At 74.8% G+C, this 25,303-nt stretch carries 24 protein-coding genes and 1 pseudogene; 14 read left to right on the top strand and 11 right to left on the bottom strand.

The window, feature by feature from the left end:
• Positions 1 to 15: 15 nt before the first annotated feature.
• Together ABZ719_RS20225 and ABZ719_RS20220 are read left to right on the top strand one after the other, a co-directional pair.
• The gene (locus ABZ719_RS20225; protein ID WP_366726553.1) at positions 16 to 633 is read left to right on the top strand and encodes a VanZ family protein; all 618 of its coding nucleotides are present in this window, start codon (positions 16 to 18) and stop codon (positions 631 to 633) included.
• Positions 634 to 826: 193 nt separating this feature from the next.
• On the top strand, positions 827 to 2,089 hold the full coding sequence (locus tag ABZ719_RS20220; RefSeq protein WP_366726552.1) for a lectin: 1,263 nt from the start codon (positions 827 to 829) through the stop codon (positions 2,087 to 2,089).
• Between the two features lie 226 nt (positions 2,090 to 2,315).
• On the opposite strand, the gene ABZ719_RS20215 is transcribed toward ABZ719_RS20220, so the two are convergent.
• Together ABZ719_RS20215 and ABZ719_RS20210 are read right to left on the bottom strand one after the other, a co-directional pair.
• Positions 2,316 to 2,546, bottom strand: a complete 231-nt coding sequence (locus tag ABZ719_RS20215; protein ID WP_366726551.1) for a hypothetical protein — start codon at positions 2,544 to 2,546, stop codon at positions 2,316 to 2,318.
• Positions 2,547 to 2,622: 76 nt separating this feature from the next.
• Positions 2,623 to 3,435 (bottom strand): SDR family oxidoreductase, encoded by an 813-nt coding sequence (locus tag ABZ719_RS20210; protein WP_366726550.1) that lies wholly within the window; start codon positions 3,433 to 3,435, stop codon positions 2,623 to 2,625.
• A 189-nt stretch (positions 3,436 to 3,624) separates the two neighbouring features.
• Between ABZ719_RS20210 and ABZ719_RS20205 the strand changes: the two genes are divergently transcribed.
• The 4 genes and pseudogenes from ABZ719_RS20205 (at position 3,625) to ABZ719_RS20190 (ending at position 8,354) form a co-directional block, all read left to right on the top strand.
• On the top strand, positions 3,625 to 4,662 hold the full coding sequence (locus ABZ719_RS20205) for a PHP domain-containing protein (protein WP_366726549.1): 1,038 nt from the start codon (positions 3,625 to 3,627) through the stop codon (positions 4,660 to 4,662).
• A 112-nt stretch (positions 4,663 to 4,774) separates the two neighbouring features.
• A complete protein-coding gene (locus ABZ719_RS20200) occupies positions 4,775 to 5,431 on the top strand; it encodes an HAD family hydrolase (RefSeq protein ID WP_366726548.1) in 657 nt (218 codons plus the stop codon).
• A gap of 252 nt (positions 5,432 to 5,683) precedes the next feature.
• A pseudogene (locus ABZ719_RS20195) lies at positions 5,684 to 6,754 on the top strand (FUSC family protein); the annotation flags it as partial.
• Between the two features lie 625 nt (positions 6,755 to 7,379).
• The gene (locus ABZ719_RS20190; protein ID WP_366726547.1) at positions 7,380 to 8,354 is read left to right on the top strand and encodes an SDR family NAD(P)-dependent oxidoreductase; all 975 of its coding nucleotides are present in this window, start codon (positions 7,380 to 7,382) and stop codon (positions 8,352 to 8,354) included.
• Between the two features lie 60 nt (positions 8,355 to 8,414).
• On the opposite strand, the gene ABZ719_RS20185 is transcribed toward ABZ719_RS20190, so the two are convergent.
• Positions 8,415 to 9,380: an alpha/beta hydrolase gene (locus tag ABZ719_RS20185; protein ID WP_366726546.1), complete on the bottom strand. Its 966-nt coding sequence runs from the start codon at positions 9,378 to 9,380 to the stop codon at positions 8,415 to 8,417.
• A 172-nt stretch (positions 9,381 to 9,552) separates the two neighbouring features.
• Between ABZ719_RS20185 and ABZ719_RS20180 the strand changes: the two genes are divergently transcribed.
• Positions 9,553 to 10,581: an SDR family oxidoreductase gene (locus ABZ719_RS20180; RefSeq protein WP_366726545.1), complete on the top strand. Its 1,029-nt coding sequence runs from the start codon at positions 9,553 to 9,555 to the stop codon at positions 10,579 to 10,581.
• A 281-nt stretch (positions 10,582 to 10,862) separates the two neighbouring features.
• Here the strand turns inward: ABZ719_RS20180 and ABZ719_RS20175 are convergent, their stop codons facing one another.
• From ABZ719_RS20175 to ABZ719_RS20165, 3 genes are all read right to left on the bottom strand, one after another.
• Positions 10,863 to 11,057, bottom strand: a complete 195-nt coding sequence (locus ABZ719_RS20175; protein WP_366726544.1) for a hypothetical protein — start codon at positions 11,055 to 11,057, stop codon at positions 10,863 to 10,865.
• A 110-nt stretch (positions 11,058 to 11,167) separates the two neighbouring features.
• Complete coding sequence (locus ABZ719_RS20170; RefSeq protein WP_366726543.1) at positions 11,168 to 12,115, bottom strand: DUF6624 domain-containing protein; 948 nt, start codon at positions 12,113 to 12,115, stop codon at positions 11,168 to 11,170.
• Complete coding sequence (locus tag ABZ719_RS20165; RefSeq protein WP_366726542.1) at positions 12,112 to 12,642, bottom strand: ATP-binding protein; 531 nt, start codon at positions 12,640 to 12,642, stop codon at positions 12,112 to 12,114. Before ABZ719_RS20165 ends, ABZ719_RS20170 begins: the two co-directional genes overlap by 4 nt.
• Before the next feature lie 374 nt (positions 12,643 to 13,016).
• Here ABZ719_RS20165 and ABZ719_RS20160 point away from each other — a divergent pair, with 374 nt between their 5' ends.
• The 3 genes from ABZ719_RS20160 (at position 13,017) to ABZ719_RS20150 (ending at position 15,307) form a co-directional block, all read left to right on the top strand.
• The gene (locus tag ABZ719_RS20160) at positions 13,017 to 13,883 is read left to right on the top strand and encodes a helix-turn-helix transcriptional regulator (protein WP_366726541.1); all 867 of its coding nucleotides are present in this window, start codon (positions 13,017 to 13,019) and stop codon (positions 13,881 to 13,883) included.
• Positions 13,884 to 13,887: 4 nt separating this feature from the next.
• On the top strand, positions 13,888 to 14,166 hold the full coding sequence (locus tag ABZ719_RS20155) for a DUF397 domain-containing protein (protein WP_366726540.1): 279 nt from the start codon (positions 13,888 to 13,890) through the stop codon (positions 14,164 to 14,166).
• 331 nt (positions 14,167 to 14,497) lie between these two features.
• Positions 14,498 to 15,307, top strand: a complete 810-nt coding sequence (locus tag ABZ719_RS20150; protein ID WP_366726539.1) for an SAM-dependent methyltransferase — start codon at positions 14,498 to 14,500, stop codon at positions 15,305 to 15,307.
• Between the two features lie 162 nt (positions 15,308 to 15,469).
• Here ABZ719_RS20150 and ABZ719_RS20145 read toward each other — a convergent pair whose 3' ends face one another.
• Together ABZ719_RS20145 and ABZ719_RS20140 are read right to left on the bottom strand one after the other, a co-directional pair.
• A complete protein-coding gene (locus ABZ719_RS20145) occupies positions 15,470 to 16,756 on the bottom strand; it encodes an ROK family transcriptional regulator (RefSeq protein ID WP_366726538.1) in 1,287 nt (428 codons plus the stop codon).
• Between the two features lie 111 nt (positions 16,757 to 16,867).
• Complete coding sequence (locus ABZ719_RS20140) at positions 16,868 to 17,860, bottom strand: DUF3626 domain-containing protein (protein WP_366726537.1); 993 nt, start codon at positions 17,858 to 17,860, stop codon at positions 16,868 to 16,870.
• 102 nt (positions 17,861 to 17,962) lie between these two features.
• On the opposite strand from ABZ719_RS20140, the gene ABZ719_RS20135 reads away from it, so the two are divergent.
• From ABZ719_RS20135 to ABZ719_RS20125, 3 genes are all read left to right on the top strand, one after another.
• Positions 17,963 to 18,457, top strand: a complete 495-nt coding sequence (locus tag ABZ719_RS20135; RefSeq protein WP_366726536.1) for an FBP domain-containing protein — start codon at positions 17,963 to 17,965, stop codon at positions 18,455 to 18,457.
• 120 nt (positions 18,458 to 18,577) lie between these two features.
• On the top strand, positions 18,578 to 19,831 hold the full coding sequence (locus tag ABZ719_RS20130) for an aromatic acid exporter family protein (RefSeq protein ID WP_366726535.1): 1,254 nt from the start codon (positions 18,578 to 18,580) through the stop codon (positions 19,829 to 19,831).
• 160 nt (positions 19,832 to 19,991) lie between these two features.
• Positions 19,992 to 21,236, top strand: a complete 1,245-nt coding sequence (locus tag ABZ719_RS20125; protein ID WP_366726534.1) for a lactonase family protein — start codon at positions 19,992 to 19,994, stop codon at positions 21,234 to 21,236.
• On the opposite strand, the gene ABZ719_RS20120 is transcribed toward ABZ719_RS20125, so the two are convergent.
• Together ABZ719_RS20120 and ABZ719_RS20115 are read right to left on the bottom strand one after the other, a co-directional pair.
• Entirely contained in the window at positions 21,204 to 21,929 is a 726-nt protein-coding gene (locus tag ABZ719_RS20120; RefSeq protein ID WP_366726533.1) for a DUF2470 domain-containing protein, read from the bottom strand. The two genes, ABZ719_RS20125 and ABZ719_RS20120, sit on opposite strands and share 33 nt — an antisense overlap.
• A 269-nt stretch (positions 21,930 to 22,198) precedes the next feature.
• Positions 22,199 to 22,807 (bottom strand): TetR/AcrR family transcriptional regulator, encoded by a 609-nt coding sequence (locus ABZ719_RS20115; RefSeq protein ID WP_366726532.1) that lies wholly within the window; start codon positions 22,805 to 22,807, stop codon positions 22,199 to 22,201.
• Between the two features lie 142 nt (positions 22,808 to 22,949).
• Between ABZ719_RS20115 and ABZ719_RS20110 the strand changes: the two genes are divergently transcribed.
• Positions 22,950 to 24,476 (top strand): cytochrome P450, encoded by a 1,527-nt coding sequence (locus tag ABZ719_RS20110; RefSeq protein ID WP_366726531.1) that lies wholly within the window; start codon positions 22,950 to 22,952, stop codon positions 24,474 to 24,476.
• On the opposite strand, the gene ABZ719_RS20105 is transcribed toward ABZ719_RS20110, so the two are convergent.
• A complete protein-coding gene (locus ABZ719_RS20105) occupies positions 24,438 to 25,286 on the bottom strand; it encodes a pentapeptide repeat-containing protein (RefSeq protein ID WP_366726530.1) in 849 nt (282 codons plus the stop codon). The two genes, ABZ719_RS20110 and ABZ719_RS20105, sit on opposite strands and share 39 nt — an antisense overlap.
• Between the last annotated feature and the right edge of the window lie 17 nt (positions 25,287 to 25,303).

The following is a 25,303-nucleotide window of genomic DNA, read 5'->3' as shown; positions in this document are numbered from 1 at the left end:
CGTACGGAGGATGACATGAGCAGGATCGCGTTCCACCCGCTCACCGTGTTCCGCTCCCGCTCGGCCAGGTCCCGGCCCGCCGCGCCGAGCGGGGAAGCACGGAGCGGGGAGGCGCTGAGCGGGGAGGCGCGCGACGCGAAGGCGCGGGACGCACGGGACGACCCGCACGACCGCAGGCCCCTGCCGTGGCCGCTGCGCCTTCCCGCGATGGCGTGCGCCTTCGTGTTCATGGTGGCGTTCGCCGTCGTCCTGGCCCGGCTGACGCTCCAGCCGTCGCCCTCGTCGGTGTCCTTCGTGCACACGAACCTGCACCCGGGCCGGTCGCTGCGGGCCTATCTGAGCGAGCCGGGGCTGCGCGACGCGGTCCAGCAGATCGGCGGGAACCTGCTGCTCGGAGTGCCGTTCGGCGTGCTGGTACCGGTGGTCGCGCCGCGGGCGCGCGGGCTGCTGCGCGTGCTGCTGCTCACCGCGCTCGTCATGCTGCTGGTGGAGTTCGCGCAGGGGGCGCTGATCACTGGGCGGGCGTTCGACATCGACGACGTCATCCTCAACACGACCGGCGCGCTGGCCGGTCACCTCCTGCTCGGGCGGCGCATGGGCCGGGCCGTGCACGCGCGCAGGCGACACGGGTGACACGAGACACGGCCGAGACGGGACTCGGCTGACACGAGGACCCGGCGCGGGCCCCGCCCGCGGGTACCGGCCGCTGCGTCCCGGAGTATTGACGCCCCCTTAATTCACCACTTGAATCAAGGGGCACCCCTCTCCTTGTCCCCCCACGACTGCCGCGCGCCCGCGCACGGGCCGCCGCACGGAAGGGAGTTCCGTGACCTCCCCACGCCTGCTCCGCGGATGCCTCCTCGCCGCCCTGTCCACCGTGCTCGCCGGCGCCGCCGCCGTCGGCCCCGCGCAGGCCCGGGCGACGGACGCCTCGGCCCGTCCCGGCGCCGCCACCGCCGCCCCGGCCGCCGCCGTCACCGCGTTCTCCGACACCTTCGACGGGCCCGCGGGCGCCGCCGTCGACCCTGCCAAGTGGCAGACGGAGACCGGTGACAACGTCAACAACCACGAACGGCAGTACTACACGGCGGGTACGCGCAACGCCGCCCTGGACGGCCAGGGCCACCTGGTCATCACCGCCCGGCGCGAGAACCCGGCCAACTACCAGTGCTGGTACGGAACGTGCCAGTACACCTCGGCACGGCTGAACACCTCGGGGAAGTTCACCGCGCAGTACGGGCACGTGGAGGCGCGGATGAAGATTCCGCGCGGGCAGGGCATGTGGCCGGCGTTCTGGATGCTCGGCACCCCGGTGAACTGGCCGGACTCGGGGGAGATCGACGTCATGGAGAACGTGGGGTACGAGCCCTCGACCGTGCACGGGACCATCCACGGCCCCGGCTACTCCGGTTCGGGCGGCATAGGCGCCGCCTACACCCTGCCGGGCGGCCAGGCCTTCGCCGACGCGTTCCACACCTTCGCCGTGGACTGGGCGCCCGGCTCGATCACCTGGTCGGTCGACGGCACCGTCTACCAGCGGCGCACGCCCGCCGACCTGGGCGGGAGGACCTGGGTGTTCGACAAGCCGTTCTTCCTCATCCTGAACCTGGCGGTGGGCGGCTACTGGCCCGGCGACCCGGACGGCTCCACCGGCTTCCCGCAGCAGCTCGTCGTGGACTCCGTCTCGGTCACCACGGGCGGCACGTCCGCCGGTGGCGCCATCCGCGGACTCGCCGGCAAGTGCGTGGACGTCGCCGGGGCGAACTCCGCCAACGGCACCGCGGTCCAGCTCTACGGGTGCAACGGCACCGCCGCCCAGCAGTGGACGGTGGGATCCGACGGCAGCCTGCGCGCCCTCGGCAAGTGCCTCGACGTCACGGGCAACGGCACCGCGGACGGCGCCACCGTCCAGCTGTGGGACTGCACCGGCGGCCCGAACCAGAAGTGGGCGCTCTCGGCGGCCCACGACATCGTCAACCCGCAGGCCGGCAAGTGCCTGGACGTCACCGGCAACTCCTCCGCCGACGGCACCCGCCTGCAGATCTGGACCTGCACGGGCGGCGCCAACCAGAAGTGGACGGTGGGCTGAGAGCTGCGGACAGAAGTGGGTTCCGATCAGCGGGCGGTGTCCGGTGCGTGCGATCGCAAGACGCCGGAAGGTCCTTGCAGCGGAGCTGCCAGGGCCTTCCGGCAACGCGGCGAGGGCGCGTGCCGCACACCGCCCGCCGGGGCCCGCTTTTGTCCGCAGCTCTGCGTCCGGCGCGGCCGGACGCGGTGGGCGGCGGGAGCTGCGCGGCAGGAGCCGGACGGCCTCGTCAGCGCCAGGTGAACTTGTCGCCGCCCACCCAGCGGACCACGTCCGGGTCGTCCAGGTCGTGGACGGTGATGCCGAACGCGGCCGCGGCCTGGAGGACGTCGGTGACGCTCTTCGCCTCGCCGATCACCTCGCCGTCGATCTCCATGATGCGGAACGGCGGGTCGGCCCGCTGGACTCCGAGCACCATGATCCGCGGTCGGGAGATGTAGGGACTCGCGCTCTCGGTCATGTCTTCAAGCCTAGATCGTGCCGGGTGCGGGCGGAGCCGGCACCGTTCCGGGTGCGGGCGGCGGCCACGGGCCCTCTCAGGGACGCCGCCAGTCGTCGCCGGCCAGGTGGGAGCCGGCCATCGGGCCCATGCGCAGCATCCCGCCGTCCACGCTCCAGGACGCCCCGGTGACGTAGGAGGCGTCGGGACCGGCGAGGAACGCGATCACGGCGGCGACCTCCCGGGCGTCGCCGGGGCGGCCGAGCGGCACGCCCGGGCGGTGCTCGGTCCGTACGTCCGTGTCCTCCTGGCCGGTCATGGGCGTGGCGATCTCACCGGGCGCCACCGCGTTCACGGTGATGCCGTGCTCGGCCAGTTCGAGGGCCATCACCTGGGTGAGCAGTCCGAGGCCGCCCTTGGCCGCGCAGTACGGGGCGGCGCCCACCCGGGGCTGGTGCTCGTGCACCGAGGTCACGTTGACGATGCGGCCGCCGCCGCCCTGCCGGATCATCCGCCGGGCCGCCTTCTGCCCGCACAGGAACGGGCCGACGAGGTCCACGTCCAGGACCTCGCGCACGTCCTCGAGACGCAGGTCGACGAAGGGCGTGGCGGTGCCGGTGCCCGCGTTGTTGACCAGTACGTCGATCCGGTCGCCGAGCGCGCCGGCGAGTTCGTCCAGGGCGTCCGCGGCGGCGGGCAGCCGGGTGAGGTCCATCCGGGCCACGGCGGCCCGGCGCCCGTGCGCGCGGACCTCCTCGGCGGTCTCCTCGGCCCCCTTCTCGTCGCTGTGCCAGGTGATGCCGATGTCCAGCCCCGCCTCGGCCAGGCGGACGGCGGTGGCACGGCCGATGCCGGAGTCGGCGCCGGTGACGACGGCCACCCGGACGGCCTGCGACGAAGCTGCGGACATGAGACCTCCTGCGGTACGGGATCGCCGTACGGACCGGGACGCCGTACGGGGCGGACGCGGTGCACGGGATCGTCGTGCGGACGGGGCATCGCAGTACCCGGGGTGGTCGGGGGCAAACGGGCGGGGCGGGCGGCGCCGGTGCGGGTGCGGGTGCGGCCGGGGCGGGCAACCCTGAAGGTGGAGGTGACGATGGACCCCGTCGAGGCGCTGGACCGGATCGCCTTCCTGCTGGAGCGGTCCCGGGAGCCGACCTACCGCGTGCGCGCCTTCCGCACGGCGTCGCGGGTGGTGGCCGCGCTGCCCGCCGGGGAGGTGGAACGGCGGACCGCGGACGGGTCGCTGGAGTCGCTCAAGGGAGTCGGGCCGAAGACCGCCCAGGTGGTGCGCGAGGCGCTCACCGGGGAGGTGCCCGGCTATCTGCGGAAACTGGAGGGTGAGGCGGACCAGCCGCTCACGGAGGGCGGCGAACGGCTGCGGGCACTGCTGCGGGGCGACTGCCACCTCCACTCCGACTGGTCCGACGGGGGCAGCCCGATCGAGGAGATGGGCCGGGCCGCCGCGGCCCTCGGACACGAGTGGGCGGTGCTGACCGACCACTCGCCGCGGCTGACGGTGGCCCGCGGACTGTCGCCCGACCGGCTGCGCGAGCAGCTCGACGTGGTGGCCCGGCTGAACGAGACCTGGGCGCCCTTCCGGCTGCTCACCGGCATCGAGTGCGACATCCTCGACGACGGCTCCCTCGACCAGGAACCGGAGCTGCTCGAACGGCTGGACGTGGTGGTCGTCTCGGTGCACTCCAAGCTCCGGATGGACGCCCGTTCGATGACCCGCCGCATGGTGGCCGCCGTACGCGACCCGCGCTCCGACGTCCTGGGGCACTGCACCGGACGGCTGGTGACCGGGCGGGGGCGGCCCGAGTCGGAGTTCGACGCGGACGAGGTGTTCGCCGCGTGCGCCGAGACCGGAACCGCCGTGGAGATCAACAGCCGCCCTGAGCGGCTGGACCCGCCGCGCCGGCTGCTGCGCCGCGCGGTGGAGGCGGGGGTGCTGTTCTCCGTCGACACCGACGCGCACGCACCCGGGCAACTGGACTGGCAGATCCACGGCTGCGCGCGGGCGGAGGAGTGCGGGGTGCCGCCCGGGCGCGTGGTGACCACCTGGTCCCTGGACGAGCTGCTGGCCTGGGCCCGGGAGCGGCGGACGCCGCCCGGAGTGAGGGACGGCTGACGTGGTACCCGGACCGGTGTGCCGCGCCCCGCCGGCCCGCGGGCTCCGCCGGCACCACCGAACTCTCAGGAGATCTCCCGAGGAGACCTCTCACCAGAAGGGAACACACCGGATGGACCGTGCCGCCGTCTTCGATGTCGACGGAACGCTCGTCGACACCAACCACCTCCACGTCACCACCTGGTGGGAGGCGTTCCGGCAGGCGGGCCACCAGGTCCCCATGCACGCCATCCACCGCTCCGTCGGCCTGGGCTCCACCGACCTGATCGCCCATCTGCTCGGCGACGACCGCGACGAGGACCAGGACGCGGCCCTGAGCGACGCCCACAGCACGCTCTACGCCCAGTACTTCGACCGGCTGCCGGCGCTCGAGGACGCCGGCCGGCTCCTGCGCCACCTGCACAAGGGCGGCTGGACGGTGGTCCTCGCCACCTCGGCGAGCGGTGCGGAACTGGGCGCGCTGCGCCGGGCGATCGACGCGGACGACGCCATCGCGGCCACCGCGAGCGCCGACGACGTCGAGGCGGGCAAACCGGCGCCCGAACCGGTGCAGCACGCCCTGGAACTGGTCGGTGTGCCCCCCGAGCGCGCGGTGTTCGTGGGCGACACCGTCTGGGACATGCGGGCCGGCAGCCGGGCCGGGGTGCGCTGCGTGGGCGTGCTGTGCGGCGGCATCCCGCGCGCCGACCTGGAGCAGGCCGGTGCGCAGGCCGTCTACGACGGCCCCGCGCACCTGCTCGCCTCCCTCGCCGACAGCCCGCTGGCCTGACGTGCCCCGACGGCACGACGGCCCACCGCGCGGGAATGTGACGTACGCCCCGCATGAGACACCGCACCGCGCGGATACCCGGGCACGATGACGGGCGTACCGGAAAACCCAGCACCCACTCCCCCGCCGGACCGCCGCACCCCGCGCCGGAGCGCGCGGCGCGCGGCCCGTGCCCCCGGCGGGCGGCTCGGCGCCCGCTGCTGCCGCACCGTCGGCGAGGAGGCTCGCCGCGTCGGTCGCTCTCTCGGGGCCATGGTGCGCGGCCCCGGCCGGGAACGCGACCTGGTCGTGCAGTCGCTCAAGGCCGCGGCGGCGGCGCTGGTGGCCTGGGTGGTGGCCAAGGTCTGGCTGGGCGACCCGATGGCCCTGATGGCGCCGTGGGTGGCGCTGGTCATGGTGCAGGCCACGGTGTACAGCTCGCTGCTGCGGGCGGGGCAGCAGTGCGCGGCGATCGGCGCGGGGACCCTGCTCGCCTCCGGCGCGCAGGCGGTCACCGGCGGCACCCTGTCCGCGCTCGCGCTGTCGCTGCCCGTGCTGATGCTGCTGTCCAACTGGTCACGCTTCGGCGACCAGGGCGTCTACGGTGCCACCACGGCCGTGTTCACCCTGGCCACGGGCAGTGTCTCCGTCGCCGCGGTGGGGCACCGGCTGTGGCAGACGGCGCTCGGCGCGGTGATCGGTGTGGCCGTCAACGCCTTCGTCCTGCCGCCCATCCACCTGCGGGACGTGCGGGAGAACCTCGCGGCGGTCGCGCGGGAGGCGGGCGACGTGCTGTGCGCGGTCGCGGACGGCCTGCGCGGCGGCGACTGGGACGGCGGGACGGCGGCCGATTGGTCCCGTGGCGCGGCCCGGCTCGAACGCCGCCTGGAGACGCTGCACTCGGCCCGCCGCTGGAGCCGGGAGAGCCTGCGCCTGACCGCCGGTCCGCTGCGCGCGCTGCGCCGGCCGCCCTCGCCCGTGCCGCCCGAGACGGAGGACGAGCGCTGGAGCCGGGTCACCGGGCACGTGCGGGCACTCACCCGTACGCTCACGGTCGCGGCCGACCAGGACCGCGCTCCCGAGCCGCCGGACCCGGCGGTGCTGCGGACCTATGCCGACCTGCTGGAACTGATCGCGGGGGCGTGTCACGCGGAGAGCGGCCGGCTGCTCGGCGCGGACCCCGCCGACGAGAGCGGCGGCGGGGAACCGGAGGCGAGACGAGGGGAGCTGCACCGGCGGCTGCAGAACGGGCTGCGGGAGCACGCGGGCCGGGCGGCGGCCCCGGTCACGGTGCTGGGGTCGCTGCTGCTGCAGGCGGAGAGCCTGTGGGCGGAGACCGTCCCGGGCGCCGCGTCCGGCGCGGCACCCGCCCGGGCGCGGGAGGCGGAGGGGGAATCCGGACCGGCGCGGGACCCGGGAAGGGAGCCCGAGCCGGCGCGGGACCCGGCGAGGGAGCCCGGACCGGCGCGGGACGCGGAGGCGGAACCCGCGTCGGCGCCGGCGGCGGCGCGGGACGCGTCTGCGGCGAGCCCGGGATCGGACTCGGCGGGCGACCGGGCATCGGGCTCGGCACCCGACCCTGCGTCGGAACCGGTGTCCGGCCCGGCATCGAACTCGGCATCGGAACCGGTGTCCGGCCCGGCGTCGCGTACCGCCGCGGAGTGAGCCGGATCACCACAAAAGGCGGCAGAGTCAGGAACACCGGGCGCCCTTGCGCCGTTGAACCCACGGTGGGTGCGGATGGGACAGTGTCCCCGGGCCTCACCTATTGCCCACAGGGACGATCGTTCGGCTGAAGCCCTGTGGAGCGTCTCGCCGAGAGGCGACCGCCATGCGTGCCCACACCAGGTCCGCCCCGGCCGTGATTCCCCCGTCCGGCCGGGGCTTTCCCCTGCCCGCCCTCCGCGGGCCGTGACGCGCCGGGTGCGCCCTTGACTTCGAGAGCACTCCAATCCGTAGCGTTCCGCGCATGAGCACTACGCCACAGCACAAGATGGGCTCCGGCTTCGGGGCGACCAGCACCGCCGACGACGTCCTGCGCGGCATCGACCTCACCGGAAAGCTGGCGATCGTCACCGGCGGCTACTCCGGCATCGGTCTGGAGACCACCCGGGCGCTGACGAAGGCGGGCGCCCGCGTTCTCGTCCCCGCCCGCCGTCCCACCGCCGCGCAGGAGGCGCTGCACGGGATCGAGGGTGCCGAGACGGACACCCTCGACCTGGGCGACCTGGACAGCGTCCGCGTGTTCGCCGAGCGGTTCCTGGCCTCCGGCCGCACGGCCGACCTCGTCATCGACAGCGCCGGGATCATGGCGTGCCCCGAGACCCGGGTCGGGCCCGGCTGGGAGGCCCAGTTCGCGACGAACCACCTCGGTCACTTCGCCCTGGTCAACCGTCTGTGGCCGGCGATCGAGGCGGGCGGCGGCCGGGTCGTCTCGGTCTCCTCCCGCGGCCACCAGTTCTCAGGGATCCGCTGGGACGACGTCCATTGGCACACCGGTTACGACAAGTGGATGGCCTACGGCCAGGCCAAGACCGCCAACGTCCTGTTCGCCGTCCATCTCGACCGGCTCGCCCGGGACGCCGGTGTCCGCGCCTTCGCCCTGCACCCCGGCGCCATCATCACCCCCCTCCAGCGCCATCTGTCCCACCAGGAGATGTTCGAGCGCGGCTGGGTGGACGAGCGGGGCGTCCCGCTGAACCCGGAGGGCTTCAAGAGCCCCCAGCAGGGCGCGGCCACCCAGGTCTGGGCGGCGTCCTCCCCCCAGTTGGACGGCCTCGGCGGCGTCTACCTGGAGGACTGCGACATCGCCGAGCCGGTCCCGGACGAGGGGTCCCATCCCAGCGGCGTCAAGCCCTGGGCGACCGATCCGGAGCAGGCGGCCCGTCTGTGGGCGCTGTCGGCCCAGCTGACGGGCGTCGACGCGTTCGCCGGCCGCTCCTGAGCACGCCCGCGCCGTGCCGGCGGCGGCCCGGCGGACCGCCACCGGGCCGCCACGCCACCGTCAGGCCGTCCGGGCAGCACCCGCCGCGGCTGCCCCGGCCGTCGCCAGGTCCGTCGCGCTCGAGGGGTCCGTCGCGCTCGCCGTCTCCGCCCCGGTGACCGCCCCCGTCCCGCCCGTCCACCGCGCCGTGCCGGTCATACCGGTCATGAAGGAGTACAGGTCCTCGGTGAGGCGGTCGGCGTGCGTGACGTACAGGCCGTGTCCGCCGCCGTCGTACACCTTCAGGGTGCTGCCGGGCACCAGCGCGGCGGTCCGGCGGCCCGTCGCGGACAGTGGGGCGGAGGTGTCCTGGTCACCGTGCACGACGAGGACCGGCAGGTCGAGTCTCGCCGTCTCCGCGGCGACGTCCACGGTGGCGACCAGCTCGTTGACGGCGTTCGCCGCGTGGGCCGTGCACACCAGGGCCTGGTCGACGACGTGGCGGACGTACTGCGGCGACACCTCGTTGCCGGGCCGGCCGAGGGCGAAGTAGGGGGCCGCCCCCTCCTCGTAGAACGCCGCCCGGTCCCTGCGGAAGACCTCGTGGGAGGCCCGCATGACGTCCGGGTCCCAGCCGTCGGGGTGACCGGCGGAGCGGACGACGCCCGGGGCGATGCCGGCGACGAAGGCGGCCCGCGCGACCCGGCCGGTGCCGTGCCGCGTCAGGCAGCGCACGATCTCCGCGCTGCCCAGCGAGTGCCCGACGAGCGTCGCCGCGCGCAGGTCCAGACGGTCGAGCAGGCCGTGCAGGTCGTCGGCGAGGGTGTCCAGGTCGAACCCGCCCCAGACGTCGTCCGACCGGCCGTGGCCGCGCCGGTCCAGGCCGACGCAGCGCACGCCCCGGCGCGCCAGCGGCAGCATCTGGAACTCCCACATCCCGGTGCCGAAATAGGCGCCGTTGACGAAGACGGCCACGGGGCCGTCGGCCGGCCCGTAGTCGACGAAGTGCAGGCGGGTGCCGTCGGCGGGGCTGGTGAAGTACGGCATGGCGGACCTCCCGGAGAGGCGGTTGCGGGCGGGTGACGACGTTCGGTGATGTCGTTTTCCATCGTCGCGGCGCGTCCTGGGCGGGTCGATTACCCGGGGGGTCATGCCGGGTCGACCGGCGGGGAGCGGGTACTCGGGCCCCGCACTCGACCGTCCCCGGAAGGAGCCGAACGTGAGCAGCGTGTCGGGCAGCAGGATCGTCGTCACGGGCGCCACCGGCAATGTCGGGACGAGCGTCGTCCGTCTGCTCTCCGAGGATCCGGAGGTGGCCTCGGTACGGGGCCTGGCCCGCCGGATCCCGCGGTGGTCGCCGCCCAGGACGGAGTGGGCAAGTGTCGACATCGCCTCGGAGCAGGCGCCCCTGGCCGCGCAGTTCGAGGGCGCGGACGCGGTGGTCCACCTGGCGTGGGCGTTCCAGCCGACGCACGATCCGGCGACGACCTGGCGCACGAACGTCCTCGGCGGCATCCGTGTCCAGGAGGCCGTGGCCGCCGCCCGGGTACCGGTGCTGGTGCACGCCTCCTCGGTCGGGGCGTACTCGCCGGGGCCCAAGGACCGCGCCGTCGACGAGTCGTGGCCGACCCACGGCTGGCCGGACGCCGCGTACACCCGGGAGAAGGCGTACCTCGAACGGGCCCTGGACACGTTCGAACGGGACCACCCCGGCGTCCGGGTGGTGCGGATGCGGCCGGGCTTCCTGTTCAAGGCCGAGTCCGCGAGCGAGCAGCGGCGCATCTTCGGCGGCCGGTTCCTGCCCGGGCCGATGGCGCGGCCCGAACTGCTGCCGTTCCTGCCCGACATCCCCGGCCTGCGCGCCCAGGTCCTGCACACGGACGACGCCGCCCGCGCCTACCTGCTGGCGCTGCGCCACGAGGTGCGCGGTGCCTTCAACCTGGCCGCCGATCCGCCGTTGGACGCGCGGGTGCTCGGCGAGCTGCTCGGCACCCGGCCCCTGCGGCTGCCGCGCACCGCCGCACGCTCCGCGATCGCGGCGGCCTGGGGCCTGCACCTGCTGCCGGCCTCCCCGCACCTGTTCGACGCGGTGCTGCGGCTGCCCCTGATGGACTGCACCCGGGCCCGCACGGAACTCGGCTGGCGCCCGCAGCACACGGCGACCGAGGTCATCGAGGAGTTCCTGCGGGGCCTGCGGCGCGGCGAGGGCGCGGACACGGAGCCGCTGCGCGGCCGCAAGGTGGGATGAACGGGGTGGTGCAAGCCGAGGTGAACGGGGCGGGCGCGGGGTGAGTCCGGCGGGCGGAGGCGGGCGTGGGACGCCACGTGCGCGGCGCGTTGCGCCGGCGCGGGACGGCGAAACGTCCCGCTCGCGCCCGGGCCCGTCGACCGGCTCACGGCTCACCGTCGGCCGGCTCACCGGCTCTCCCCCGCGGCCGCCCGCCCCGGGCCCACCCCCGGAGGGCGCCACCGACGTCCCGGGTGCCGCACCGGGTGCGGCGGGTGGAGGGCGGGGGTCGGCGGAGGGCGTCAGGCGGACGGTTCGTCTGGTACGGGTTGTTCCTCGTCGGCGCCCGGGACGTCGTCGCGGGCGGCCCCGTGGGCGGGCCGCTCCTCGCGGGCCGGTTCGGACGCCGAGGACCGCGCCGTCTCCCAGGGGTCCTCGTCCACGTCCGCCTGCTGGTCCGGCATGTCCCGCGGAACGGGTGAGCGGTGTCCGGTCACGATGTACTCCTTCGCGGGTCGGCGCGTGGCACTGCGGCCGGCCGCACGGCGTGCGGCCGACGCGCGGGTACCTCCCCGGTGACCTGCGAAACCTTCGGTGTCCGCCGCCTTCAGCCGCGCAGCCGCAGCGCCCTCATCTGTTCCTCCATCGGGCCGAGCCCCATGTCCTGGCGGCGCTCGTCGAGGCTCCCGGGCAGGCGGACGGGATACGGGCGCAGCGTCGCGGGGTCGATCCGGGTTCCGTAGAACTGGGGTTCGCCCAGGTCGACGGCGCAGTGGTCGGCGATGTACGCGAAGTGGACGGCGGGGCAGCGGCCGTCCGCCGTGGCCTGGGCGATCAGGTCCCGGCAGCGCAGCCGCAGGTCCAGTCCGGGGGCGTGCAGCAGGATCATCAGCGCGGCGGTCGACGCCGGCGGGCCCACGGTGTCGGCGGTCGGCCAGCCGTGGCGGCGCACGATCTCCTCCAGGGCGTCGGCGTTGTCGCGGTGGCAGCGGGCGACCTCGCGCCGGCGTTCCGGCGTCGGGGCGGCGCCCGCCTCCCGGGTCAGCCTGCGGTCCCGGTCGGCCCGGCGCAGCAGCTCGTCCGCCAGCGAGGCGTTCTCGGCGGGGCCGGCCGGGACCGCGCGGGCCGCGTACATCTCCGACAGGGCCCGCCACAGGTGTCCGTCCGGCGTCCCGCCTGCGGTGCGGGCACCCGCCGTCCCGCCTTCCGCCTGCCCGTGCCCGGTCCGCTCGCAGTCGGTGCGGCCCTGCTCCGGCCGCACCGCGGGCACGTCGCTCGCCCCGGAGCCCCGCCCGGCGGCCGGGACGGTGCGGGCGGAAGCCGCGCGCCTGGCATACACGGCCGTCAGTGCCTGACGCAGCCCCTCGTCCCCCGGTGCGTTCCCCCGCGCGCCGTACGCCGGGCCGGCCGACGCGTCACCCGCCGGGCCCGGGGTCCGCTCACCGGCCTCCGGAACCACGGCCGCCGGGCCGCCACCGGTCCCCGGATCGCCGGGCGCCGGACCGGGGCGGGCCACGGTGTCCACTCCCGCGGTGCGCAGGGGGCCGTCCGTCATGACGCGGCACCTCGCAGGCTCAGGGTGAACCAGACTCGCTTGCCGGGGGTGCCGGGCTCGGGCGGCGCGAGGCCCCAGTCGTCGGCGAGCGCGGCCACGATGGCCAGTCCGCGGCCCGACTCGGCGGCGGCGTCCGCCGCACGGCGCCGGGGCAGCAGCGGCGAACGGTCGGCCACCGTCACCCGCAGGGTGCGCGCGGTGCGCTCGACGGTGAGGGTGACGGTGTCGCGCGGGCCGCGGCTCGCGTGCCGGACGGCGTTGGCGAACAGTTCGTCCGTGGCCAGGACCGCGCTGTCGCACTGGTCGGCGGACAGCCGCAGCCGGGCGAGGTGCTGGGTCACCATGCGCCGGACGGCCGAGGCCCAGGAAGGGTCGGCGGGCACCGTGGAGCACAGGCGGCCCGGCTCACCGCCGTGTCCGGGCGCGCCGCCGGGCGGGACGTCCTCGCCGAGGGCCGCCGCGGTGTCGTCCTCGTGGCGTGCCGGGGCGGACGAAGGAGCCCGGTGCGGGATACGGGAGCCGGTCATCGCCGCTCCTGACACCGCGTCAGGCAAGGGCCGTCGCCGCGGCCGGGCCGGTGCGCACCACCCGCCCCGACCGAGGTTCTGTCGCGGCTCTCCGACGGTCCGTCGGTCACGGTGGTCATCCAGCTCTCGCCTCGCAGTCCCGTACGGCCGCAGAGCCGTACCGCACCTGTCGGAACATCAGTTCCCATACCCGTCACCGGAGTTGACCGTCACGAAGGCCTTCCGGACGAGGGCTTCCCGGATCACTATGATGTGGCACACACTCGGCTCGCAACCTGCGTTCTGATAATTTCAGCCAGCTCGGTATCACCCTGTCGGGGTCGCCGGGAGCGTGGCACACTGCACGCTGTGACAGCCGCTCCGGGAGGTCAGAGGTGAGTGAGAACCGCTCCGGCGGCAGCGCACCCACTGTCCTGCGGATGGTCCTCGGCAAGCGTCTGCGGCAGTTACGGGAGCGGGCCGGCATATCCTTCGAGGACGCCGCGCGGGCCATCGAGGTGACCCCGCTGACCGTCCGCCGCATGGAGAAGGCCGAGGTCGGCCTCCGCATCCCGTACGTCAAGGAGTTGCTGCGCACCTACGGCGTCCCGGCCGCGGAGGCCGACGACTTCGCCGCCATGGCCCGGGAGGCCAACAAGCCCGGGTGGTGGTACACGTACCGCGACGTGCTGCCCGAGTGGTTCAAGGCCTACGTGAGCCTGGAGAGCGAGGCCAGCGTCATCCGCCTGTACGAACCGCACTACGTTCCGGGCCTGTTGCAGACGTTCGACTACGCCGTCGCGCTGCTGCGCGTCGGTTTCCCCAACGAGTCCGAGGAGGAACTCGCCCGCCGCGTGGACCTGCGCCTGAGACGGCAGGACCTGCTCGCCAAGCCGGACGCCCCGGCCGTGTGGGCCATCCTGGACGAGACCGTGCTGCGCCGTCCCGTCGGCGGCGCCGAGGTGATGCGCGCCCAGGTGGACCGGCTGCTGGAGGCGGTGCGCCGGCCCAAGGTGCGGATCCAGATCATGCGTTACTCCGTGGGGGCCCACCCGGGCGCCTACGGCCCCTTCCACCACTTCCGCTTCGGCTTCTCCGAACTGCCCGACATCGTCTACGCCGAGAACCTCACGGGCTCCGTCTACTACGACCGGCGGCAGGACGTCGGCGCGTATCTGGAAGTGCTGGACCGGATGGCGGTCCAGGCGGAGCCGGTCGCACGGACCGAGGACATCCTGGCCGAACTGCGTAAGGAGTTGTGATCCCATGGCATCCACCGCATCACGGACCCCCCGAGGCCCGGCGCCCGAGGGACCGGTCCGCAACGGCATGCCCGCGGCCGAACTGGGCACCGAGGGCTGGCACAAGCCCTGGAGCGGCACCAACGGCGGCTCCTGCGTCGAGGCCAAGCGCCTGCCCGACGGCCGGGTCGCCGTGCGCCAGTCCACCGACCCCGAGGGACCCGCGCTGATCTACACCCGGGAGGAGATGCTCACCTTCCTCCAGGGGGCCAAGGCCGGCCTGGCCGACTTCCTGGTCGACTGACCGGGCCGCGGTCCGCACCGCACCGCCCCCGCGCGCCGGTTCGCGCCACCGGACCCGGGCCGCGGCGGTCCGGGTCCTGGCCGAACCGGACCCGGACCGCAGACCGGCCCGGCCCCGGGACCGCCCGCACGCCGCCTCCCGCCGTGCGGGCGGTCCCGCCCGCCCGATGCGCCGCACGGGGCGCCCGCACGCGGCCCGGTCCGGGCCGCCCCGCGTGCGCACCGGCGCCCGGTGCCGCGCCCGCGCCGGTCGCACGGCGCGAACTGCGGGCGCGCGCACGGACGTTGGCGGTATTTTGAACCCCCCGCGCGACGCACGGCAGGAGACCCCCATGACTGACGGCCGGCCCACCCCCGACCAGGACGCGTTGTCGAAGATCGACACCTCGGTGCCCCACTCGGCCCGCATCTGGAACTACTGGATGGGCGGGAAGGACAACTACGAGGTGGACCGGATCGCGGGCGACGCCTACCGCGAACACGCGCCCACCATCGAGACGATGGCCCGCGCCTCCCGCCAGTACCTGATCCGCGCCGTGACCCATGTGACGGGCGAACTCGGCATCCGCCAGTTCCTCGACATCGGCACCGGACTGCCCACCTACGACAACACCCACCAGGTCGCCCAGCGCATCGCCCCCGAGGCGCGCATCGTCTACGTCGACAACGACCCGCTGGTGCTCCGCCACGCCCAGGCGCTGCTCACCAGCACCCCCGAGGGCGTCACCGAGTACATCGACGCCGACCTGCACGAGCCCGAGCGGATCCTCGAACGGGCCGCGAGGACCCTGGACTTCGACCGGCCGGTCGCCCTCATGCTCATGGGCATCCTGGGCCACGTCCAGGACCACGAGGAGGCGAAGTCGATCGTCCGCCGCCTCCAGGCCGCCCTGCCCTCCGGCAGCTGCTTCGTCCACTACGACAGCACCGACACCGACCAGGCGCTCAAGGAGGCCCAGCAGGGCTACGACGACACCGGCGCGGTCCCGTACGTGCTGCGCAGCCCGGAGCAGCTGGCCGCGTACTACGAGGGCCTGGAACTGCTGGAGCCGGGCATCGTCTCCTGCCCGCTGTGGCGCCCGGAGCCCGGCAGCACGCCGGAGCCGACGGACATCTACGGCGGCGTGGCCCGCAAACCGTGACCGGGTGAGCCGGCCCCCGGCCCTCGCCCGGGTGCGGCGCGGCCCACGCGACCACGGCCGCGAGGCGGCGCTCCCGCCGGAGCCGCCAGGACCCGCGCTGCTCCGGGGCCGCCAGGACCCGCGCTCCTGCGGGACCGCCAGGACCTGTCCTCTCCAGGGCCGCTAGGACCTGCGCTCGTCCAGGGCCGCCTGCCAGGCCGGGGGCCGTGCCTCGGGCACCGGTTCGGCACGGCGGCCACCGCGGGCGAAGAAGCCGGCGAGCGGCAGGATCGCGGCGCCGACGGTGACCGCGTCGGGGCCGAGGCGGCCCAGTTCGACGGTCACCTTCTCGGCCGGGTGGCGCAGCGCGTACGCCGTGGCGTGGCGGCGCACGGCGGGCAGGAAGCGGGCGCCGAGCTGGAGGCCCGCCCAGCCGCCGATGAGGATGCGCTCGGGCTGGAAGAGGTTGATGAGGTCGGACAGGCCCGCGCCGAGGTACTCGGCGGTCTCCTCCAGGACGGCGAGCGCGACCGGGTCGGCGGCGGCGCCGTCCGCGGGGTAGGCGGCGGCCAGCATCGCGGTCAGCGCGGTCTCCTCGTCGGTGCCGCGCGGCGGCTGCCCGCCCTCCTCGCGCCAGCGGGCCAGCAGCGACTCCGCGCCCGCGTACGCCTCCAGGCAGCCGAGCGCTCCGCACCGGCAGCGGCGCCCCCGTACGCGGACCGTCAGGTGCCCCCATTCGACGGCGCGGCCCCGCTCCACCTCGGGGGTGACCAGGCAGGCGCCGACGCCGGAACCGAAGAGCACCACGACTGCGTTGCCGGCGCCGCGCCCGGCGCCGAACCACATCTCGGCCTGCCCCAGGGTCTTGGCGCCGTTGTCGATGAGGCAGGGCACGCTGTCGGGCAGCCCGCAGGCGGTGCGCAGCAGCATCTCCAGGGGCACCGCGTCCCAGCCGATGGTCTGGCCGTGCACGACGGCGCCGCGGTCCGGGGTGTGCTCGACGATGCCGGGAACGCCGATGCCGACACCGAGGAGGCGTTCGGGGACGAGTCCGGTCGCCTCCAGGACCTCCGCGACGCCGTCCCGGATGTGACCGGTGATCACCTCGACGTCGTAGCGCTGGGCGGCGAGCGGCCGCTCGGTGCGGGCCAGTTCGGTCAGGGTCAGGTCGAACAGTTCGACGCGGACGCGGGTCTCGCCGACGTCCACGCCGATCATGTGCCCGCTGCCCGGGACCACCCGCAGCAGGGTGCGCGGGCGGCCGCCGTCGGAGTCGACGCTGCCGGCCTCCTCCACCAGGCCGTCGGCTACCAGGTCGGCGACGACGTTGCTGACCGAGCCCGAGCTGAGGCCGGTCGCCGGACCGAGTTCGAAGCGGCTGAGGGGGCCGTCGAAGTACAGCCGCTGCAGCACGGCCGTGCGGTTGGCCCGCCTGAGATCGCGCACCGTGCGCCCGTTCCGCCCCGCCATGTGGCTCCCTCGTCCGACACCCGGCGTTCCGCCCTGCCCTGTCCGACCTGCAACATACCTCTGCCGCACGTCCGGGCGCGACTTCCGCACCCACTTAGGTCAGGTAATAAATTAAGGTGTGGACAGCTCAGGAGCGGTGGGACCGGCCGCGGCGAGGCCCGGTGCGGCGGAACCGGGCACAGCCGGAGCGGGCACCGCCCGAGCCGGGACGCCGGACGCCGCCCCCGGGCCGGCGCCGCGCGGGACGCGTGCCGTCCCGGCCCCCTCGGGGGCCCCGTGGCGGGCGAGGACGTGCCAGACCATCTTCAGGTCCTGCGTCTCGTGGCGGCCGGTGCGGGCCGCGTCGCCGATGATCCGCGGGTCCAGGAGCCCGTCCCGAGCGATGCGCGCCCCCAGCGCGGTGTACTCCTCGCCCCGGAAGTCGCCGTGGCGGCGCAGTTCGCCGACGGTGAGACGGTAGCCGGGGTGCCACTCCAGGCGGCACGGCAGTTCCCGGGCGTCGGCCTCGACGGGCGTGCCGCGGTAGCTCGCGTCCAGGACCAGCGCCTCGACGTCCCGGGCGAGGTCGACGCCGCCGTGCACCTGGGCCTCGATGTAGTCGTCGAGCGCGTCGCGCTCGTCGGCCTCGGCGAGGGCGATCAGCGCCATGGCCGAGGCGGTGCCGAAGTCGGCGGGCTCGGCCGCGCTGTCGGGGTAGCAGAACGTGGCGCGGGCGAGGGCGCCCGCCGTGAGCCGGAAGTGCGCGGAACCGAACCTCGGGGCGGCGCCCACCACCTGACGGCGGAAGTCCAGCGCGCCGTAGACGGGCCGGTCGGCCGCGGGGGCGTCGTCGTAGGCGCCGCCGAAGATGCGGCTCTCCCAGCGCCAGCGGTCCCCGCCGGGGTGGGCGGTGAGTCCGCCGTTGCTGGTGCCGGTGACGAACTGCGAGTGGTACGCGCCGTCGCGGGCCAGGGCCCGCAGGACGGGCACTCCCCCGCGGAGCCGGTCGGGATGGAAGTTCAGGGTGATGCGCAGGCCCGCGTCGAGGGCCGGTCCCCTGGAGCGTGCCGTCACGTGGGCGAGCGCCGCCCTGGCCCGCGGTGACCGCACGTCGCCGAAATCCATTGGATCCCCTCCCCGAACCTGCTTACCCTAGCCATGAAACTAACACTATTAGGCAACCGGACCCCCGGGGTCCTGGTCGCCGTGATCCACCCGGAGCCTTTCATGAGATCACTGTCCGAGCAGGAGATCCGCGCCTCCTTCGTGAACTGCTCGAAGGGCGAGGCCAAGCGCCTGGCGGTCCCCCGCGACCTCACGGAGCGCCCCTGGGACGATCTCGACTTCCTGGGCTGGCGCGACCCCGGCGCCCCCGACCGCAGCTACCTGGTCACCGAGCGGGAGGACCGGCCGGTGGGCATAGCGCTGCGCTTCCCCTCCTCCCAGCGCGGCTTCCTGCACCGCAGCATGTGCTCGCTGTGTCTGACCACGCACCCCGGCGGCGGGGTCTCCCTGATGACGGCCCGCAAGACGGGCACGGCCGGACGCGAGGGCAACTCCGTCGGTCTGTACATGTGCACCGACCTGGCCTGCTCCCTGTACGTGCGCGGCAAGAAGGTCCCGGTCTCCGGCACCCGCTTCGAGGAGAGCCTGACCCTCCAGGAGCAGATCGCCCGGACGACCGCCAACCTGGCCGCGTTCCTGGACAAGCTGTACACCTGACACCCGGCACCTGACACCCGACGCCGACGCCCGGCACGGATCACCCGTGACCGGTCCGGACTGCTTCCGGCCGGACATGACCGGGTTCGATGCGTGTGTGAACGGGGAAGAGCGCAAGGGATGCACGAGGTAAGTGAGTCGATGTCGTCCCTTGTCCGGCTGGTCAAGCGGCACCGGGACCCGGTGGTCGTCCAGGCGCTGCGCTCGACGGTCGCGGCGACGATCGCGTATGTGATCGCGAAGTGGCTGAGCCCGGAGCCCGCGCCGCTCACCGCTCCCCTGACGGCCCTGCTGGTCGTCCAGGTGACCCTGTTCGCGACGCTGAAGACCAGCGTGCGCCGGGTGAACGCGGTGGTGGCGGGCGTGGTCGTCGCCATCCTCTTCTCCCTGCTGGTGGGACTGACCTGGTGGAGTCTGGCCCTGGTGATCCTGGCCGGTCTCGGCGTGGGCCACCTGGTGCGGGTCGACGAGTTCGTGGCCGAGGTGGCGATCAGCGCGATGCTGGTCCTCGGCGTCACCACCGTCGGCAGCACCGCCTGGGCGCGGATCGTGGAGACCCTGATCGGCGCCGTGGTCGGCATGGGCTGCAACCTGCTGCTCGCACCCCCGGTGTGGACCGAGCACGCCGGCGAGTCGATCGAGGGGCTGGCGCGCCGGATGCGGCAGCTGATGCTGCACATGGGCGAGGAGGTGGCCGACGGCACTCCGGTGGAGCGCGCCGCGGCCCGGCTGCACGAGGCGCGCCGCCTGGACCACGACATCACCGATGTGGACGCCGCCCTGCGGCAGGCCGAGGACAGCCTGCGGCTGAACCCGCGCGTCCGCGAGGGCCTGCTGCACCGGGTGGTGCTGCGCACCGGTCTGGACACGCTGGAGATCTGCACGGTGGTCCTGCGGGTGCTGGCGCGCACCTTCACCGATCTGACCAAGGCCCGGGAGCCGGAGCCACTGTTCTCGCCGCAGACGGGAGCGCTGGTGCAGCAGTTGCTGTGCGAGATCTCCGACGCGGTGGTCAGTTACGCGGTGCTGGTGACCACCGACGTCAGTGTGAGCGCCGAGTCGGCCGAGTCCCGGCTGGCGGCCGAGCTGCGGCAGGCCTCGGCCACCCGCGACAAGCTGGCGCAGCAGTTGCTGGCGGAGGTGCAGCGGGACGCGGGCCAGTGGCAGCTGCAGGGCGCGGTGCTCACCGAGGTCGACCGCATCATCGACGAGATGGACACCGAGCACCGCTCCCAGCGGCTCCTGGAGGAGCTGGACCGGCACACGCGCGCGCAGCGCGAACGCCGGTCGCGGCTGACCCGGATCGCGGACCGGCTGGGGGCCCCGGTGCGCAGCCGCCGCAACCACGAGAGGGCCGCCCGGCGTTCTCTGTGAGGGCCCGGCGACCCGCGGCGAACGGCCGTCGCGCCGGGCACCCGGGCCGGCCGTCGTCCCTCTTGCCCGCCGCGGGCCCTGCGGGTCAAGGTGAGCGGGACGACCGAATCGGACCGCCGTGACGACCGAATCGGACCGGACGACGATCTGAGGTGCCGGCATGGACAGTGGTGGGCGCGCGCCGGGCGGCGCACCGGGCGGCAGGTGGAGCAGGCGGCGGTTCGTCGGGGCCGTCACGGGAGCCGCCGCGGTGGCGGCCGTCCCGGCCCCGGCCTCCCCGCCGTCACCCCCTCCGTCTTCGGCTCCGCCTCCGGCTTCCGCTTCGGGGCCGCCGGTGGCTGCCGCGGGCGGCCGGGAGGGCGCGGGCGCCTCGTCCCGCCCCCGGCCGCTCTACCTCGGCACCTACACCTCCGCCGAGGGCGGCGGCACCGGCATCGGCCTCGCGGTGTACGACCCGGTCTCGGGCGCCGTGGCGGGCCGGGGCACGCTGACCGGCGTGGCGGACCCGTCGTACCTGGCCGTGCACCCCGACGGCCGCACCCTGTACGCGGTCGACGAGGGCCAGGAGGGCCGGGTGAGCGCCGTACGGCTCGCCGACCACCGATTGCTCGGCTCCCGTGCCACCGGCGGGGCGGGCCCCTGCCATCTGTCCGTGCACCCGGGCGGGCGCTGGCTGCTGAGCGCCAACTACCAGTCCGGAAGCGTGGCCGTGCACCCGATCGACAGCTCGGGCGCGCTCGGCGAGCGCAGCGACCTGGTGACGCACACCAGCCCGCCGCCCGGCCCGGGGCAGCAGGGCCCGCACGCGCACCAGGTCGTCACCAGTCCGGACGGCGGCCACGTGCTCGCCGTCGACCTCGGTACGGACACGGTGTACACCTACCGCCTGGATCTGCGGACGGGCAGGCTCACCGAGGTCTCCCGGGCCCGTACCCGGCCCGGCGCCGGGCCGCGCCACCTGACCTTCCACCCGGAGGGCCGGTACGCCTACCTGGCCGACGAGGCCGACGACAGCGTGGCGGTCTGCGCCTACGACCCGCCGACCGGCCGGCTGACCGTCGGGCCGGAGCAGCCCACCGGCTCGGGGGCGGGCACGAACTATCCGGCGCAGTTCGCGGTCACGGCGGACGGCCGGTTCGCGTACCTCGCCAACCGGGGTGACAACACGCTCGCCCGCTACGCCGTGGAGGCCGGCGGAGCCCGGCTGCGGCTGCTGGACACGGTGCCGGTCGCGGGGGACTTCCCGCGCCAGATCGCCCTCTCCCCCGACGGGCGGCTGCTGTTCGCCGCCAACCAGAAGTCGGGCACGGTCAGTGTCTTCCACGTGGACCGGGCGAGCGGCGCGCTCCACCGGGCGGGCGAGCCGTTCGCGTCACCCGTCGCCGTCTGCGCGCTGCCGCTGTAGGGCGCGGGGGCAGGATGCGGCGCCCGCCTGGGCGAGCAGCGCGCGCATCCGTTCGGAGAGCTGGGTGACGTCGTCGGCGGGCGTGTGGAAGGGCAGCCGTACGTCGCCGTGGGCCCACGCCCGTTCGATGCGCAGGGTGAGGCCGTGCCGGTCCACGGCGAGCGGCCGGACCCGGACCGCGCCGTGCAGGGCGTCGGGTGCGACCAGCCGGGTGAGCCGTCGCACCGCGTCGGGGTGGGCGTCGGCGAGGTGGGTGAGCAGGCGGCCCTCGGCGGGGGCCAGCGGGTCGGGCACGGCGGCGGCGAACTCGTCCGGGTCGACGACGACGGAGCCGGAGGCCTGGCGCAGCACCACGCGTCTCGGCCGGAACTCCAGGTGGTCGCCGGTGCGGGTGAGGCGCCCGGCGAGCCACAGCCGGGCGCGGACCCGGTCGCGCACGGGGACGGGCGCGGGGTCGGCGAACTCCAGCACGGCGGGCAGTTCCCCGCGCGGTGCGCACAGGGCGGCGGCGCCCAGCGCGCTGTCCTCGGGCGGCCGCAGGAGGACCCGGCCGTCCGCGGTCACGGTGTGCGCGCCGGTGAGCTCCTCCCGGCCGCCCTGCGCGGTCGCCGCGCAGGACCAGGCGAGCGCGAGCACCGTCCGCGCGCGCTGCGCCGCCCCGGGCACCGCCGTCCATGTGTGACCGCCACCCATCGGGAACCTCCTCGCTAGCCATTAGGTAAGGCTTGCCTAACCTATCGGAGACCGGGACACCCGCCAACCGGGCCGGACGGCGGACCGGGAGCCCACGGGGGGCGTACGGAGGCACGCGGGAGGCCGCGGGGGCGCGGACCCCCTGACGTCACGGCGGCGCGGACCACAGCCGGGCCCAAAAATCGCGGGGGCGCTGACCAACGCCGGGCCCAGGGTCACGGAGGCGCGGACCGCCGCCGGGCCCTGTGGTCCCGGGGTGACGCCGCAGCCTACGGCGTCAGCACGCCCAGCAGCGCCCGCGCGCACAGGTCCCGCACCTGCGCGCGCGTCAGCTCGGAGCCGCGCAGCCACTCCAGGCAGACGGCGGTGGTGAAGGCCAGCCAGCCCCGGACCGCGAGCCGCACGTCGGCGCGGCGGGCGAGCGGCCCGAACTCGGGGTCGGCGTCGAGCGCCGCCAGGATCTGCCGCTCCTGCGCGGCCAGGGCCCGCCGGTAGACCCGGCGCACGGTCTGGTCGCCCGCCGCGTCGGCGCGGTGGAAGGCCCGGTAGCCGTGCGCGTGGGCGCTGACGTACTCCAGGTAGGCGTCCAGGCCGGCCGTGAGCTGCTCGCGCAGCGGCACCCCGGGGGCGGCCGCGGTCATCCGCAGCATGCGGGTGCTCTCGCGCTCCACGACCGCCGCGAAGAAGTCCCGTTTGGTCGGGAAGTAGTGGTACAGCAGTCCGCGCGAGACACCGGCGATCTCGGCGACCTGCTCGATCCACACGTCGTCGTAGGGGCTCTCGGAGAACAGCCGGGCCCCGACGCAGAGCAGTTGTTCCCTGCGTTCCCCGGTGCTGAGCCGGCGGCGCGTGCGCTGCTGCCCCTGGTTGGCGGCCATTCCCGCACTCTACTTGACGCCGGTTCAACAACGGGCCCAGACTGGGAACCGCTATTGAACCCACATCCAACACGTGCCGCCGGACCGGTACGGCGCCCGATCGGCGGTCCGGTGGACCCAGGGAGACCGGGGAGCGCGCGGCATGGCGGAGACGACGACCGGAACCGGACTGCCGAAAGGATTCCGCAGCGCGGAGCTGGGCTGGCCCGAGCTGCACCGGCTGCCCCACCCACCGCGCCGGGTGCCCTTCCTCGGCGATGTCCTGGGCGTCGACCGGAGCACCCCGGTGCAGGACTCGATGCGCTCCGCCCGCTCGCTGGGCCCGATCTTCCGCCGCAAGGTGTTCGGCAGGGAGTTCGTCTTCGTCTGGGGCGCGCGCCTGGTCGCCGACCTCGCCGACGAGTCCCGCTTCGCCAAGCACGTGGGCCTGGGCGTGGCCAACCTGCGGCCGGTCGCCGGGGACGGGCTGTTCACCGCTTACAACCATGAGCCGAACTGGCAGCTGGCGCACGACGTACTGGCCCCCGGCTTCAGCCGCGAGGCGATGGCGGGCTACCACCTGATGATGCTGGACGTGGCCGGGCGGCTCACCGACCACTGGGACCGCGCCGAGGCCGCGGGCCGCACCGTGGACGTGCCCGGTGACATGACCAAACTGACCCTGGAGACGATCGCGCGCACCGGCTTCGGCCACGACTTCGGTTCCTTCGAACGCCCGCGCCCGCACCCGTTCGTCACCGCGATGGTCGGCACGCTCTCCTACGCGCAGCGCCTCAACACCGTCCCGGCCCCGCTCGCCCCCTACCTGCTGCGCGGCGCGACCCGGCGCAACGCGGCCGACATCGCCCACCTCAACCGCACCGTCGACGACCTCGTGCGCGCCCGGCGCTCGGGCAGCGCCGCCGGGAGCGGGGACCTGCTCGACCGGATGCTGGAGACCGCCCACCCCGTGACCGGGGAACACCTGTCGGCCCAGAACGTACGCCGCCAGGTGATCACCTTCCTGGTCGCCGGTCACGAGACCACCTCCGGCGCACTGTCCTTCGCGCTGTACCACCTGGCCCGGCACCCCGAGGTCGCCGCCCGCGCCCGGGCCGAGGTGGACCGGGTGTGGGGCGAGACGGCGGCACCCGGCTACGAGCAGGTCGCCAAGCTGCGGTACGTGCGCCGGGTGCTGGACGAGTCGCTGCGGCTGTGGCCGACCGCGCCCGCCTTCGCCCGCGAGGCCCTGCGGGACACGGTGCTCGCCGGGGAACACCCCATGCGGCGGGGCGCGTGGACGCTGGTGCTGACGCCGATGCTGCACCGCGACCCCGAGGTGTGGGGCGCGGACGCGGAGCGGTTCGACCCGGACCGGTTCGACGCGGGAGCCGTACGGAGCCGTCCGCCGCACGTCTTCAAGCCGTTCGGCACCGGGGCACGGGCGTGCATCGGCCGCCAGTTCGCCCTGCACGAGGCCACCTTGGTCCTCGGCCTGCTGCTGCGACGCTACGACCTGCGGGTGCGGCCCGACTACCGGCTGAAGGTGACCGAACGGCTCACCCTCATGCCGCAGGGACTGCGGCTGCGCCTGGAGCGGCGGACGGCGCCCGCCCGAACCGCGGCCGTGCCGGTGCCCGACGAGGGCGGGTCAGCCCCGCGCTGTCCAGTGCGCGGGACGGGTGACTGACCCGGGCAGCCGGGTGCCCGCGCTGCCGCGGGCCGCTGCGAGCTGCGGCTGGGTCAGGAAGAACGCGCCCGTCAGGTCGGCGTCCGTGAGGTCGGCGTCCCGCAGGTCGGCCCCGATCAGATCGGCGCCGCGCAGGTCCGCGCCGGTGAGGTCGGCCGCGATCAGGTAGGCGCCGCGCAGACTGGCCCCGCGCAGGTCGGCGCCCCTGAGCCGGGCGCCCATCAGGTCCGCGCCCCGCCGGTCCTTCTTCCTGCCGCGCACCGCGGCCCGGGCCAGTTCGCTGGTGCGCAGCAGCAGCACGTTGACCTCCTGCCGGTGGGCGGCGACGTCCAGCGCGGCCAGGCCCTCGGGCGGCAGCAGGGTGAGCCGCTCGGTCCGCTCGAGAGCCCGGCGCACATCGGCGTGGACGGGCCGGGCGGCGGGCAGGGTGAGCGCCTCGGTCAGGTACCAGAGCAGTTCGTGCAGCTGCCGTACGACCGGGAACACGTCGGACATCTGCCGCAGCGCGCCGGCCTCTCCGCTGCGCCAGTCGCGGCCGCCGAAGGTGATCTGGGAGACCTTCTGACCCGCGCCGAAGCAGTCGTAGACCGTGCAGCCGGTGTAGCCCTCGTCCCGCAGCCGGGCGTGGATGCCGCAGCGGTGGTCCTCGCCCAGGTTCGGGCACGGCCTGCCCGCGGGCTTGTCCCGCGCGAAGTCCGCGGAGGCCGTGAAGGGCAGGGCGACGCAGCACAGCCCGAAGCAGTTCGCGCAGTCACCGCGCAGTCCGGGCCGCGCGCTCGGCTCGCGCCGTTCGGCTGTCTGATCTGGCATGTCCCCACCCTACCGAC

This window comes from Streptomyces sp. NPDC006743, assembly GCF_040703815.1.
GTDB lineage: Bacteria > Actinomycetota > Actinomycetes > Streptomycetales > Streptomycetaceae > Streptomyces.
The sequence above is the reverse complement of the archived record's forward strand: the minus strand, read 5'-3'. Positions and strand labels throughout refer to the sequence as shown.